Below are 14,954 nucleotides of genomic sequence, written 5' to 3' on the forward strand. Positions count from 1 at the left end.
CATTTAAAATAGGGGAAAAAATTATAATGGTTGATACTCCTAGCAGTATTGAATATCGTGCGGCTGCGGGAGGGTATGTAACGTTCGAAGGTGACGTTTATGATATTAAAACCGAAGTAGAAGTGACAGAAATTAGCTTTCGGACAACCGGATCGATCGAAACGCAATTGGATGCAGATGTATCTCTTAATGTGAAAGAGAAAGACGTTTTAAAAGATGCTATTGGGCAAGGGATGGAGGTTACCGTCCATGCTATCAATATCGATGGCAATATAGGTCCGAACGCTAAAGTGACAGCAAAAAAAGCGACGGTAGAAGGGCAAGTACATCAAAGTGCTACAATAAGTGCCGATGAACTGAGTATAAACATCCATAAAGGGACAGCATATGGAAAAAATGTCCATATTACTCGGTTGGAGCAAGGTAGTGTTGATGCTGAACGTGTAACTGTGATGCAAGCAACAGGGGGTAAAATCCGAGCCAAAGAGATTATGATTGAGATGTTAGGCTCTCATGTAAAAATGACGGCCTCTCATCGGATAGAGATCAAAAAAATTCATGGAGGAGAAAATCAGTTTGTGATTGACCCGATGATTAACGAATCAATAGAAAATATTGAAAAGCAATCTCAACAGATGGTACTTGTCAAACAATCTATACGTGATATTCAAAAAGAACTTACAGCATATGAAAAGATATGGCATGAGAATATTCCGGCGATGGAAGAGATAAAACATAAATTACTTCATTATAAAAATAATGGGATAAAAATGCCTGTTGCTTTTGTTCAAAAATATCAGAAAAATCAGCAATTTAAAGAAAAACTTGATTCCCTCCGTGCTGAATTGACAGCAAAAGAAGAATTATATGCTTGGCTCAATGAAAAACATACTACACTACAAAGTGAAATTTTTGAAGCTCGGATTATTAATCATGATGTATGGAGAAATTACAATGAAATTATTTTTAAATTAATTGATCCGCCTATTGATGTTTTATATGTCCCTACACATAATACACAAGAACGAATTTTGGGATTGCATAAAGATGAAGATGGAGAATTTTCTATTAGGGTATTGGAACAATGATTATCGGGTTAGAAGGAATTATAGATTATAAAGAGCCATCAGTGCTCCATCTCAACGTTAACAGCGTCATTTATGAGGTTTTTATCTCATTGCATACGTACAGTTCGATTGGCTCAGAAAAAACCAGATTGCATATTCACCATGTTATTCGTGAAGATGCGCAACAACTCTACGGATTCGCCCAAAAAAGTGAAAAAGTTCTCTTTGAAGGGATGCTAAAAATCAACGGAATCGGGCCAAAAGCAGCCTTGGCAATTTGCAGCACCTTTACGCCGGAGCAGTTTGCGGGTATTATTTCATCTAAAGATCTCAATGCACTCAAAAAAGTTCCCGGTATCGGACCTAAAAGTGCAGGGCGGATTATGGTGGAATTGGCAGGATTCGATGCGGTATTGTTAGGCTCTGGCGGTACGGTAACCACGGCAACGACCGAAGCATCGATGGCTTTGGAATCACTAGGGTTTAAAAAAGAGCAGATTGCCAAAGCACTGAGTGCATCAAGTGCAACCGATACCCCGACGCTGGTAAAAGAGGCGTTAAAACAACTTCAAAAACTTTAAAAGGAAAATTATGAAATTAGCCATTTTATTCGGCGGAGCGAGTTATGAGCATGAAATCAGCATTGTAAGTGCGATTACGGTCAAAGAGAAATTAGAGAAGCGATTTGAACTCAGTTTTATCTTTTGCGATCAAGATCATAAATTTTATCTCATTGACGGCGCTAAAATGAAAGCGGTCACTTTTTCACGTGGAGAGCATCGCAAGATGGCTCAAATTTTCCTCACGAACGGCGGGTTTGAGCAACGCGGGATGTTTGGAAGCAAAAAACATGAGATGCCTATCCTCAACCTGATCCACGGCGGCGACGGTGAAGATGGCTCTATCGCATCCCTCATGGATTTTTTCCATATCCCATTCATCGGTCCTCGCAAAGAGGCTTCAATGCTCAGTTTTGACAAACACTATACCAAATGGTTCGCCGCTTCACTCGGTGTCAAAACATTGCCGTATGAGGTTCTACGTAAAGAGGATAAAAGAGTTGTTACCACTGCGTATCCGTTTATCGTGAAACCTGCCCGCTTGGGAAGCTCTATCGGGGTGAGTATCGTCCGCGAAGCATCAGAACTTGATTACGCACTGGATGTGGCTTTCGAGTTTGATAATGTACTTTTGATCGAGCCGTTTATTTCGGGGGTAAAAGAGTACAATCTAGCCGGTTTCAGCGCACGCGGTGAAATCACCTATTCGATCGTTGAAGAGCCTCAAAAAGCAGAGTTCCTCGATTTTGAGAAAAAGTATCTCGATTTTTCCCGCTCAGGGAGTGTTGAACACGCTGAGGTGAGTGAAGCGTTGGTTCAACAATTGCGCGATGCATTTAAAACGATCTATTTGCCGTTATTCGAAGGGGCTTTAATCCGTTGTGATTTCTTTGAGATCGAGGGGGAAGTCTATCTGAACGAAGTGAACCCGATCCCGGGGTCAATGGCGAACTATCTTTTTGAAGATTTTGGCAGCTCTATCCATAAACTGCTCGGGGCATTACCGGATAAAAAAGCGATTCGAGTCAATTACGATTACATCCACTCCATCTCCCAAGCCAAAGGGAAATAAGCGTGGCAGTTAAAAGCGTTCAATACAAACAGCATACGTTTTCCATTAGCTATGAGATCCTCAATCCGAGTGCCCATTACGATATTATTTTTCTCCACGGTTGGGGTTCGCATAAAAATCTGATGAAACGCGCTTTTGGTGATCACCTCAAACAGTTTCGCCATATTTACATCGATATGCCTGGGTTCGGAAATTCCACATGTAATATGGCACTCACGACAGAGGATTACGCAACGATATTGGAATCGTTTATTTCGATGATCGAAGCGGATAAAATGATTATTTTGGGTCACTCTTTCGGTGGTAAAGTGGCAACTCTGCTCAATCCTGAATATTTAGTATTGGTCGGTTCTGCAGGGATACTCGTTCCGAAACCATTTAAAATACGTGCTAAAATCGCCCTTTTTAAATTGCTCAAGTTTACCGGACTTACACAGCTTCGCCGTTTTTTCGTTGCTCCTGATGCACAAGGATTGTCGCAACCGATGTATGAGACGTTCAAAAGCGTGGTCAATGAAGATTTTAGTGAGAAATTTCGTGCCTATAAAGGGAAAGCATTACTTTGTTTCGGTCATCAAGATACGGCAACACCGATGTGGACTGCGCATAAAATAGCCGAGCTTATCTCCGATTCACGGGTGGTTGAATTTGACGGAGATCACTATTTCTTTTTAGAGCAGGGAGCAACAGTTGCCAAAGAGATTGAAAAAACCGTTTTAAAAAGTTTAGAACACTAAGGAAACACTATGGAATTGACACAAATAGCCTCGTTTAGCGCTAATATCATCTTTGTCATGGCATTAGGGTGGTATCTGATTACAAACCTCCAATGGTACGATTATCGGATCGAGCGGGTAGTGTTGCGTCACCATAAAACATGGTGGCACGTTGCTTATTTTATCGCTCCGTTCATCCTCTATTATGCTCTGGCACGTTACAGTATTTTTGTGGTAGCGCTCTACTTACCGCTTTTGTATCTATGGCATGTTCGTCTCGATAAAAAAGTAGTTTTGACATGGCGAGTAAAGCGTTTTTTGATCCTTTTGGCTTTGATTACGGTATTGCTGAACCTATTGATCGCGTTTAAAGGGTTATCGAGTACCTACAGTGTTATTTTCCCTCTCGTTTTGACTTATCTCCTCTCATGGGGAATTGAGAAATTCTTATTTTTGGCGTACAAACGGGAAGCATCGCGCAAAGTCGCTTCGATGAGTGATCTAACGATCATCTGTGTTACCGGAAGCTACGGTAAAACCTCGATGAAAAATTTTATTTCCCAAGTATTGAGCCAAAAATACAACGTCTACGCAACACCTCGAAGTGTCAATACCCTCGGTGGAATCATCCGTGACGTCAACGAATCGCTCCCCTCAAATACCCAAGTCTATATTTGTGAAGCGGGCGCTCGTGAAGTGGGAGATATTTACGCTATTGCGCAACTGCTTCATCCGCAGATCGTGGTGGTCGGAAAAGTAGGGCCACAGCATTTGGAGTATTTCAAAACATTAGAGCGTATCCAGCGTACCAAACTCGAAATTATTCATTCAAACCGTCTCAAAAAAGCGTTTATTCATACTTCGGTGACAGATGTGCCGCATGAAAAAGTGACCTTTTTCGGGGATGATGTACGTAACCTCGCGGCAACATTGGAGGGGATCGATTTTGATCTCAGCGTCAATGGCGAAGAGCGTCATTTTCATACCAATGTTCTCGGTGGGTTTCAGACGATCAACATCAATGCGGCGATTTTAATCGCATCCGAGATGGGGATGAATTCGGATGAAATCGTAAGTGCCGTCGAAAAGCTCAAAAGTGTTGAACATCGTTTGGAACGAATCGATGCAGGGGGTAAAATTATCCTCGATGATGGCTACAACGGAAATATCGACGGGATGTTGGAAGGTGTACGTCTTTGTTCTCTCCACAGCGGTCGAAAGGTGATTGTCACCCCTGGGTTGGTGGAGAGTACCCAAGAGCTTAACAGTGAGCTGATCCGTGCGATTGACGGTGTTTTCGACATCGCTATCATCACAGGGCAGCTTAATGCGGCACAGTTTGACAAAGAGCTAAACGTTCCTCAGAAAATTATGTTGAGTGATAAGTCGCAGATGGTTAAAACATTGGGTGAAGTGACCCGTACAGGTGACATTATATTGTTCGCCAATGATGCCCCGAATTTTATCTAATGGAAAATATCCTTTATGCCCCATGGCGGGATGAGTACGTAACGGGAGAGAAGATTGAGGGGTGTGTGTTTTGTCACATCAGCACTCATGAGAGTGATGATGAGAGCCTCCATGTCCTTTATCGCGATGAGCACTGTTTTATCGTGATGAATCGCTACCCCTATACTCCGGGCCATTTTATGATTATCCCTCACCATCATACAGATGCCCTTGAAGCACTTGATCCGCAGGTATGGCTCCACATGAGTGCTTTGGCTCAGAGGGGGGTGAGAATGCTCAAAGAGAGTTTCGGAGCACATGGGGTCAATATCGGAATGAATTTGGGCAAAGCAGGCGGTGCAGGGATAGCTGAACATATCCATCTACATTTGGTTCCGAGGTGGGAGAGGGATACCAACTTTATCACCTCGATTGCTGAAACACGCGTCTATTCGACTGATTTTGAGAAAATTTACTATACTCTCAAAGAAAGTACTACTACTTATTTTTCATGATATCAACTTCTTTCTCTATCAAAAAGAGAAAGAAGTTGATTGATTTAGAAAATTAATATTTTTCTAATTCCTCATATAAAACGCTCATATACATAAGCTTTGGTCCACCGCCCATTACAACAGCAAGCATTGCAGCTTCTAAAATTTCTTCTTTTGAACAGCCTGCATCAATAGCACCTTTTACATGCATTGCAATACACCAGTTACATTGGCTTGAAATTCCTAAAGCAACCAATATAAGCTCTTTATACTTTTTACTTATTTGACCATCTTGTTTATTTGCTTGACTGAAATTGATAAAAGCAGCAATCTCTTTAGGCATATCAACTTTTAATTTTCCAAACATTTCATTCGTTTGTTGTAATCTATCCATTTGGAATAGTACTCCTTTTTTTAATTAAAATTTGGTTTATGTCCATACTATAAAGTCCAAAACCGGTTAGTTATTCTACCTTGTAAAATTAAAAAATACTACCATTGTTATAGCAATTAATGATAAAACTAATGAAAAATAATTTAGATTTTGATTATTGCTAATATTGGGAGTCGAATTTTTTACAAGTTGTTCAATTTCTTTTCTTGTCAACTGTTTTTCTCGTTGGATTGGAATAACTTGCTGAAAGCTTCCTTTGGAAGCTACTGCTACGGCGTGAGTATCTGTATGAGATATTGACAGTGCAAAATCTGAAAATATTGGTTTTCCAGAAGTATTATTTAAAATTTCAATTTCTTTGAATGGGATCATTTGATAGAAATTATCAGCTTTAATAATGGCTTCTTTTAGAGCAAATTTTCCTGCAAAACTTCCTCTCGGATCCGCTTGAAGAATACAATGAGATATCTCTCGTGCTGAAAAAGTATCTATATAGAACTTATTTTCTCTGTAGTCGGTAACAATCGGCATGTTAGCAATTTCTTCGAGATCAATTCCGATTGAAAAATCAGTTGAACTACTCTTTAAAGGAGTACGAGAGGTTACTTCTTTGCTAATAGGTTGATTTTCAATAGGTTTTTGATCAATAGCATTAAGTGTATTAACAAAATCTCCATATGTTTTGATCTTATTTTGATTAGTAATATTAAATCCCTCAGATGCTAGGGTTGAGTACATTCTGTGTAAGAGGATTGAACCTGGAATGGCGGTTCTATCCATCACGGTTGTTTCGGTAATTTCTGAAGAATCTTTTTTTAAAAAAGTTGCAATAATTTTTTTAGCATTTTCCATTTTAATATCCTGCAAAACAGTCTTGACAAATATAGTCTTCATGTCCTTGGTGATTGACAATTTTGATCATTCCAATCCCTTTTAACTCTTTATCTTCTTGAAGTGTTTTAAAGCAGGTTCCGCATTTAATATCCAAAAATATTGCTTCATTACTCTGGCTATCAGAGATTACAGTCTCGCTAAGACTGTAACTCTCAATCCTTTGTTTCAGTTCGACTAAAAATTCACTTGCTATTTTCCCTTCGGTAACCCGATGATCAAATACAAGCGTTAAGTAAAAACGGTTTAGTTTAGGGTCAACTTTTGAAATACCGAGTATAGCCGATTGCTTTGTATTGATAAGTGGTGTGAAGAAGTCAACTCCCGATGTTGATAAATCAGTTATTGTAAATGTTGAGCCTGTTACATCTGCCACATCAAGTTTTTTATCTAAATATTTTTCAATTAATTGATACAGCCCTGTTTCCACGGTACTCATATTTAGATCATTGGTGTCTGGAAGTGTTAATACTTTTAAACCATCGCCAAAGTCAGTAGCCATACCAACATTGATTCGATTATAATAAGCTATTCCATCACCTGTAAAAAAAGCATTAAAAACTCGATATTTGGCGAGGAGCCTTGAAATTTCATAAACAATAAGAGGGAGATATGATCCAGAGAAAATTTTAAAGGATTGATTAATCGCTTCATCAATATTCTTAATATCGACAGCAACATTCAAGACACTGTTCATCACACCAGACTGAACATCCGTTAAGTATTGAATTTCTGTTTTTTTGATCTTACTTAGAGGTTCAACTGTAACCAAAGATTGATCATATGTGATTACCTTGGTATTCTCTTTAACCTCACTCTTTTTGATTTCTTTTTTACTGTCACAAGCTTTTTCTGGATATAAAAGATTTAAAACATCTTCTTCATTGACAAAATCCAGATTCGCAAATTTTGATTTTAGAATATTGTTTTTTTCAATCAATAGTAATGCTTTTTTTGAAAAAATAGTATCAGTTGCAATATCGTCGACTTCTGTCTTTGTACTATTAGCTTCTATTTCCGCATTATTTTGGATTGCATTATCTGTTATTTTTATCAAAAGTGAGCCAATGGTGACATCGTCTCCTTCATGACAAAATACTTCTACGAAGCCATCTGCTTCTGCTTGAATGGATACGACGGTTTTAGACGTTTCTAAATCAATTAAGACTTCACCTTTTTGAGTGCTGTCACCAGTGTGTACATACAGTTTGGCGACTGTAGCAAATTCATCGCTCACGGTTTCTTTGGGTACAAAAATTTCTGCTAGTACGGCCATTATAAACTTCCCTTAATAATCTCTAAAATGCGCTTTTTATTGGTAATGATTTCTGCTTCTAATGTTTTGGATGATGCTATAGGAACTGGTAAAGAAGCAATTCTTCGTGAAATAAAGGGCTTACTTAAAGTATCAGAAACATGGGCAATAACTTCTGCTCCTATACCGGCAAAAGCACTTCCTTCTTCAATAGTATAAAGCTTTCCAGTCATGTGAACTGATTTGACTACTTCATCAATATTTAATGGGTGGATCTGCGTCAAAATAAAAACCTCTGCTTTGATATCCAACTCTAAAAATAAATCCGTTAAAGAATCAATGACTGTATCTACCATTCCACCGTAAGCTACTAAAGTTGCATTAGGCGTAGATTTGATTGGTCGTAACCGAATTAATGGGTATCGATCATCCGTTCTTTCATAGATATAATTAGGCACTTTCTTTTTGGCTATTTTTCTACCATAGTCAAGCTTATTTTCAATGACGATTGTAGGGTTTTGTTCTTCATGAATACTTTTGTATAAAATAGCCGGATCAATTAACGTATTTAAAGCAATAGTATTTACATTATCGATTCCAACAAGAAATTTATCAAGCGTTTGTGAATGTGTCGGACCATACCCACGACCTCCACCCATAGGGGTACGTAAAACCATCGGACATCGAATTTGTTTATTGTACATATGATAAAATTTGGAAGCATGATTAATGATTTGATCCAAGCTTAATGTAACAAAATCACCAAACATAATTTCTAAATACGGTTTCATTCCAGCTAATGCCAATCCATTTGTTATACCAGTGATAGCTTGTTCACTGATCGGTGTAGAAAAAAGCTGTAAAGGGTATTTGGCAGATAAATTTTTTGATACTTTAAATGCTCCGCCGTAGGGTGAGAGAATATCTTCTCCCAAATACACCATATTTTTATCTTTATTTAGATATTCGTCAAAAAAGCCATTTAACAAATCAACTTGGCGGATGTCAATTTCATCAATTTTCATCCATTCCGCTGTTTTATCAAGTTTATTTGTTTCATGATATTGGTCAACCGGAAGTTCATTATCTGATTCGATTGATTTGATGTAAGTAGTGATTTTACTATTAATTTCATCAAGTATTTTTTTATATTCTTCAGGATACTCTTTTTCAAATAACACTATTGGGTCTTTTGAACGATAGGTTTCAATTTCATCTTTATCTCTATGATCATCCCCTTTTGAATGCGGGTTTAATCTGTAAGTATCGACAAGATGAAAAGCCGGTTTTTTCGATTGTCTTACCGTTTCAATAGCCTCTTTTGCGTCGCTAATAATCTTTTTTGTAGCCCAAGTATTGCTATGAAATGTATTGATGCCAAAAGCTTTGGCTCTTGCGAGAATATCTCCTGCCAAATTCGTGCTTTGGGTTGTTGACTGTGAATATCGATTGTTTTCACAAACAATCAATAGAGGTATTTCCCACTTGGAAATAATATTCATAGTTTCATAAACAACACCTTCTCCTAATGTACCGTCTCCGATGAATACTATTCCAATAGCGTCATTGTTTTTAATCTTGTTGGCTAATGCCATTCCGGCAGCAACCGGCACAATACCGCCTTGAATTCCATTGGAATAAAAATTGTTTTTACATAAATGCTGAGAACTGCCTACACCGCCGCATGTGCCGTGTTCTTTTCCCATTAGTTCAGCGATTAAGCCTTCATAATCTTTAGTAAAAGATATATAGTGACCATGACATCTATGATTAGAAAAGATAAAATCTTTACTCTCTAACTGCCCTGCAAATGCTACCGCTGAATATTCTTGACCGACACAAGTATGAACAGTTCCATTTAATTTCCCTTCCGAAAAAAGTTCTAAAAATGACTCTTCTACACGCCTAATTAAAATAGCTTCTTCTACCCATTTATGATCCATGAATATCCTTGTAAAATTTACTTGCATTTTTTTCTTTAAATACTAAGTATTCTAAACTATTAATAACTTTTATTATGTTTAGATGACTCAGATCGTTTATTCTAGCAAATTCATAATATAAAACATCTTTAATCGTATTTATATTGTATTCTTTTCCAATACCATGCTGTATGCATCCGTTGGAATCGGTTATCATATTGGTAATATCATGTGTTGCAAATTGAATTGAACCTTGGATTAAATATTTATTTCCAATCTTTTTTTGTGCGATTCCTACTACTTTGGTTTCACTAATAGAAATTTCATGTTCATTACTACCAGAAAAACAGACGGAAGACTTTAGATTGGTGTCAGTGGTTTTTGTAACAGGGAGATTGATATTTGAAAATATCTGTTCAATTACAGTTTTTATATTTAAATAATTTTCTTTGGGTTTCAGCTGTGAATGGTTAATTATACTGAAACATAAATCATGATCATGATATAAAATTCCACCTCCCATTTCCCGTTTGATAACATCAATTTTTTTACTTTGGATGTAATCTAAATTTAATTCTGAATAAGAATTTGATATACCAAGTGAAATAGTAGGATTTCTCCATGTATAAGTTCGAAAATATTCTTTATCGCTTGAGACCAAATAGCTATCGATTAGCATATTGTCTATCGCTGATAAATGCTCAGAATGTAAATAATACATTATGCATCCAAATAAGATGATCTTGAATAAAAACTTACATCAATTTTTTCAAAATTAAAATTTTCTTTAACCCATTCGGAAAGAGTTTGAAAATATTCATGAGAGTAGTATTTTAGAGGTTTTAGATGATTTTTTGAAGGTGCAAGGTATTGACCTATGGATAAATAATGAATATTGGTTGAAGCAATATCATAGATAGTTTGTTTGATATCGTCGTCTGTTTCACCAAAACCGATAATAAAAGCACTCTTGGATTTTTTTCCGCTTTGAGCGTATTGTTTTAAAATATCTAAGGATTTAGTATAATTTCCGACAGGTCTATACTTTTTATAAAGAGATTGTGTCAATTCAATATTGTGAGAGAGGATATCAGCATGTGATGTAATAATCGTATTGATTGATTTTTCATCATAACCAAAATCGGGTGTAAGAATTTCAATACTGACTTTGTTATTAAATTCTTTCAGTTCTTTACATAATAGAGCATAATAATGACTTCCACCGTCTATTAAGTCGTCTCGCGTGACGGATGTTATTACTACAGAATTTAAACGGTGAAGTGAAATGATTTTTTTAATATTTTCAATCTCGCCAAAATTTAACTCTTTTCCGCGCTTACTTTTGTTTACATTACAGTATAAACAGTTTCTGGTACAAGTATCACCCAATATTAAAAAAGTCATTTTACCTTTTGAAAAACACTCTCCTATATTGGGGCAATTTCCCTCAACGCAAATCGTATTTAACTCTAACTCTTTTAAATGAGTATAAGTTTCTTTGATCTGTTGATTGAAAATAATATTTTTTTTATAAAGCATGTCTTTACCTTGAAAATAGATATTATTAAGAATTTAATTTAAAATTTTTATTAGCTTGTCGAAAAATAAGCTGAATAGTATTTTGTTAAAATCAGTGTCACAGTGTAACAAGTTATACTCGTGAAAAGCAATTTATAGAAAAAAAGATTGTATTTCGCTTTATTTCATATTCTTTTACGATATAATAACGCACATTTAGATTAATAACTCTTTATCCATACATAAATTTACGTAAGGAATTAGTACGATGGAAATTAAAACTTCGTTTCCTCATATGCTGCGGTTTGCATACTTAACAGTTGTATTGAGTACCATGCTCGTAGCAGGTCCATTTGAAGATGGAATCAAAGCATTTGATGCTCAAGATTATACGAAAGCACTCAACGTTTGGAAGCCTTTGGCAGAAAAAGGAAGTGTTGCGGCACAATACAATATCGGTATTATGTATGAAAATGGATATGGCGTTAAGCAAAATGATAATGATGCATTTGGTTGGTATGCGAAAGCAGCTGAGCAAGGGCACGTAGATGCACAATATAATATTGGTATTATGTACAGTGCTGGTATCGGTGTATCACAAGATGATAAAATGGCGATGAAATGGCTATCTAAAGCAGCATCTCAAGGGGATAAAGAAGCTCAAGAAATCATTTCAACACGATATGCTTCGATAACTCAAAAAGTTATCCCTGAACAGTTGGGCAATCCAAAAAACGCAGAGCTTAATACAAAGCAAACTACAGTTGAATCTCCGAAATTAAATAAAGCAGATAAAGCAGATAAAGCAGATAAAGCAGATAAAGCAGATAAAATGGCGACATTTTTGAAAGAAGGCAGTAATAATACATCCGTTTCTTGCTCTGAAAAATTTATTCCAGGGGATAATTTAAAAGCACTACAGCAAGAAAGTTCGGATATGTCAGAATTTGCAAAATGGCTTTTAAAATCAGCTAAACAGGGTGATCAACGTGCCCAGTACAATCTCGCTTTGTTATATACAGAAGGAAAAGGTGTTAAAAAAAGCGAAGAGATTGCAGTCTACTGGTATGCATTGTCAGCTGCGCAAGGCAATGCAGATGCTCAGTACAATCTTGCTATTGATTATCTTTCAGGTTGTGGAGTATCTAAGAATGATGCAGAAGCAGCTTCTTTATTTGCAAAAGCAGCAAAGCAAAAACATCCAAATGCACAATTTAATCTTGCACTTTTATATGCCGAAGGTCGTGGTTTGGCTAAAAATCAATCGGAAGCAGTACGATGGTATAAAGAAGCGGCAGCACAAGGACATGCAGATGCACAATATTATCTTGGATTGGCATACAATGAAGGAAATGGACTTGTTAGAGATGAAAATGAAGCTCTTAAATGGTATCGAAAAGCGGCTGAACAAGGTCATAGTCGTGCACAATATAATCTAGCGATAGCATTAATTAACCGTTAGCAATTTCCATCTGGTAAACTCTTCCAGATGAAGATAAGAATCGTAATAATTGGGTTAATTTAAAAGAGAGAGAGCATGGTAAATAAAACTATTTATTTTAGCAATAATTTTTTTATGTATCAATTGTCATTTCTGTTTTTAGCTACTTCACTTTTTGCTAAATATCCTTTCTTGATATATTATGGTAATGATTATAGTTTAAAACATTTTTCTCAATATGAAACGGTAGTTTTGGATCCTGATTCTTATCCTAATGTATCTTTTTTATCACTATCGCATACGTATGCTTATCTTAGTTTAGGTGAAGTACATTCCGGACGTTCATATTTTGACTCCCTTAGAAAAGCTGATCTTTTGGATGGGACAAATCATGAATGGGGGAGTCATCATATTAAAATTGATAATGGTAAATGGAAAAAACTCCTTTTAGAAGAAGTGATTCCTCCTATTATTCAAGGAGGATACAAAGGTATTTTTTTGGATACCGTTGATTCCTTGTTAGCTCGCAATTTATCTAAAGCCGAAATTGCTGATTTAATTGTTTCAATCCATAAAAAATATCCAAAATTGAGATTAATGCTAAACAGAGGGTTTGAAATTGCCGATATGGTGCCAATACATGCGTTAGTGTATGAATCGACAATATCAGGTTATAATTATAAAAATAATCGGTTTTCGTTATTTGATTATGATTTTAGATTTATTCCGAAACGTCCATTAGAACGTTATAGTGTCGATTACTGGGGAGGAAATAACCCAAAAGAGATTGAAAAAATTTATCGAATAGCTTTGGAAAAAGGTTATAAACCGCTTGTGACTGATAGATCATTGACGAAACTACCTGTTGTACGTTGGGAAAGTCGAAAAAAAAGAATTGAGAATGATTGAGAATAGGGAGATATTAAGAATGATACGAAGGCTGTCTCTGTTAGCAATTATCTTTTGTGTAGGGTTCAGCAATACAGCATATTCAGCACAGAATGAAGAACTAAATTCTAGACGTTCGATAGTGCGCAAACCCACAGTTGCTCCTTTATTGCTTAAAAAAGAGCTGATTCGAGTTCAACCGATGGAACTTGCTCCACCACTGTTAAGTAATAGCGGGTTAGTTCAAAATAAATCCATACCTTCTGTGATGTCTAGGAAACGTTTGATACAGTATTCCGATGTAACTACTAAAAAGCGCCCAATACGGCATTTAGCTTCAACTACTCTTCCTGATATGCTAGCTAAGCAGCAATCCGAAAAAGGTTTTTTCACGCTTTCTCAATACTTGGATAAAATCGTTGATAATAGTACTACTATAGCAAATGGAGGTTATGATGCTCAGGTTGATATTCTTCAGAATGCACTTCTTCAGAACCGATATGCTTTTGATGTCTCTTTTCAAGCTTTTGTAGGGGCGAATCAATCTCCTACAACTAATGAGGGATTAGGTACGACATTGGGCGGTAGATTCGGTATTGGAGCTAAAAAAACTCTGTATGACGGTAGTCGTTCTTATACTATGGATATGCACCGTACATTGAGTGAACGAGTATCGAAATATAGAGTACTAAGCGCTAAGCAAAATGCGAGATTATTGGGTATTGAGATGTACCTGCAAATGCTAGAACTACAGTCGCGTCAAAAGTATATGGTAAAATATAAAGAGATTGTTGAATCTCTTTATCAAGCAACAATGTCCAAGTATGAAAAAGGGGTAAGTGATAATGCTTATGTCCATCTCAATGCGGAAATGGATAAAGTTACACTTGAAAAACTTGCGACAAATTTGGCGTATGATTTATATAAGTCTGAAATTGCATTTAAACAAGCAGCCAATTTGTCGAGTAATCAAAAATACATACTTGATTGGCCTCACGTTAAAATAAATACGATTGCTTTGGAAAGTTTACAACAGAAAGCCATTGAAAATAGTAGTCGTATTGCAGAAGCTGATGCGGTATTTCGCTTTAAAAAAGGTGAAATTATGAGTGCAAAGGGTGCTGAAGATTGGAAAATTGATTTTGATTCCTTCGCAGGTGCAGGTTATTCTAATACTAAATCTGAAACAGGTAACTCCACATCACAAGGGCTTAATTGGTCGGTAGGATTATCAGCTATATATCCCTTGATGCATGGTGCCAATGACCTTGAAGTTGAGAGAAAAAC

General features: G+C 36.6%; 14 protein-coding genes and 1 pseudogene. 9 read left to right on the forward strand and 6 right to left on the reverse strand.

All coding sequences use genetic code 11. From position 1 onward, the window contains the following. The 6 genes and pseudogenes from WA010_RS02635 to WA010_RS02660 form a co-directional block, all read left to right on the forward strand. A pseudogene (locus tag WA010_RS02635) lies at positions 1-1,088 on the forward strand (hypothetical protein); the annotation flags it as partial. Further along, positions 1,085-1,648: a Holliday junction branch migration protein RuvA gene (ruvA, locus tag WA010_RS02640; RefSeq protein WP_422555627.1), complete on the forward strand. Its 564-nt coding sequence runs from the start codon at positions 1,085-1,087 to the stop codon at positions 1,646-1,648. The pseudogene WA010_RS02635 and the gene ruvA, both read left to right, overlap by 4 nt. A gap of 10 nt (positions 1,649-1,658) precedes the next feature. Next, on the forward strand, positions 1,659-2,699 hold the full coding sequence (locus WA010_RS02645) for a D-alanine--D-alanine ligase (protein ID WP_422555628.1): 1,041 nt from the start codon (positions 1,659-1,661) through the stop codon (positions 2,697-2,699). A 2-nt stretch (positions 2,700-2,701) separates the two neighbouring features. After that, positions 2,702-3,436, forward strand: a complete 735-nt coding sequence (locus WA010_RS02650) for an alpha/beta fold hydrolase (RefSeq protein WP_422555629.1) — start codon at positions 2,702-2,704, stop codon at positions 3,434-3,436. 9 nt (positions 3,437-3,445) lie between these two features. Then, positions 3,446-4,885, forward strand: a complete 1,440-nt coding sequence (locus WA010_RS02655) for a Mur ligase family protein (RefSeq protein WP_422555630.1) — start codon at positions 3,446-3,448, stop codon at positions 4,883-4,885. Further along, on the forward strand, positions 4,885-5,379 hold the full coding sequence (locus tag WA010_RS02660) for an HIT family protein (RefSeq protein ID WP_422555631.1): 495 nt from the start codon (positions 4,885-4,887) through the stop codon (positions 5,377-5,379). Before WA010_RS02655 ends, WA010_RS02660 begins: the two co-directional genes overlap by 1 nt. 52 nt (positions 5,380-5,431) lie before the next feature. Here the strand turns inward: WA010_RS02660 and WA010_RS02665 are convergent, their stop codons facing one another. The 6 genes from WA010_RS02665 to WA010_RS02690 form a co-directional block, all read right to left on the reverse strand. Next, a complete protein-coding gene (locus tag WA010_RS02665) occupies positions 5,432-5,752 on the reverse strand; it encodes a carboxymuconolactone decarboxylase family protein (protein WP_422555632.1) in 321 nt (106 codons plus the stop codon). A 75-nt stretch (positions 5,753-5,827) separates the two neighbouring features. Beyond that, a complete protein-coding gene (locus tag WA010_RS02670) occupies positions 5,828-6,604 on the reverse strand; it encodes a holo-ACP synthase (RefSeq protein WP_422555633.1) in 777 nt (258 codons plus the stop codon). 1 nt (position 6,605) lies between these two features. After that, positions 6,606-7,919 carry a 2-oxo acid dehydrogenase subunit E2 gene (locus WA010_RS02675; protein WP_422555634.1) on the reverse strand — a complete coding sequence of 438 codons (1,314 nt, stop codon included), beginning with the start codon at positions 7,917-7,919 and terminating at the stop codon, positions 6,606-6,608. Then, a complete protein-coding gene (locus WA010_RS02680) occupies positions 7,919-9,841 on the reverse strand; it encodes a dehydrogenase E1 component subunit alpha/beta (protein WP_422555635.1) in 1,923 nt (640 codons plus the stop codon). Before WA010_RS02680 ends, WA010_RS02675 begins: the two co-directional genes overlap by 1 nt. After that, positions 9,831-10,541 carry a lipoyl protein ligase domain-containing protein gene (locus WA010_RS02685; RefSeq protein ID WP_422555636.1) on the reverse strand — a complete coding sequence of 237 codons (711 nt, stop codon included), beginning with the start codon at positions 10,539-10,541 and terminating at the stop codon, positions 9,831-9,833. The genes WA010_RS02680 and WA010_RS02685 overlap by 11 nt, the downstream gene beginning before the upstream one ends. Beyond that, on the reverse strand, positions 10,541-11,359 hold the full coding sequence (locus WA010_RS02690; protein ID WP_422555637.1) for a lipoyl synthase: 819 nt from the start codon (positions 11,357-11,359) through the stop codon (positions 10,541-10,543). The genes WA010_RS02685 and WA010_RS02690 overlap by 1 nt, the downstream gene beginning before the upstream one ends. Positions 11,360-11,606: 247 nt before the next feature. Here WA010_RS02690 and WA010_RS02695 point away from each other — a divergent pair, with 247 nt between their 5' ends. The 3 genes from WA010_RS02695 to WA010_RS02705 form a co-directional block, all read left to right on the forward strand. Beyond that, positions 11,607-12,800, forward strand: coding sequence for an SEL1-like repeat protein (locus WA010_RS02695; protein ID WP_422555638.1), 1,194 nt, complete (start codon positions 11,607-11,609; stop codon positions 12,798-12,800). Positions 12,801-12,875: 75 nt separating this feature from the next. Beyond that, positions 12,876-13,688, forward strand: coding sequence for an endo alpha-1,4 polygalactosaminidase (locus tag WA010_RS02700; RefSeq protein ID WP_422555639.1), 813 nt, complete (start codon positions 12,876-12,878; stop codon positions 13,686-13,688). Continuing rightward, a partial coding sequence (locus tag WA010_RS02705; RefSeq protein ID WP_422555640.1) for a TolC family protein occupies positions 13,681-14,954 on the forward strand: 1,274 nt, incomplete at its 3' end. The genes WA010_RS02700 and WA010_RS02705, both read left to right, overlap by 8 nt.

Origin of the sequence: Sulfuricurvum sp. (assembly GCF_049305995.1) — a bacterium.
GTDB lineage: Bacteria > Campylobacterota > Campylobacteria > Campylobacterales > Sulfurimonadaceae > Sulfuricurvum.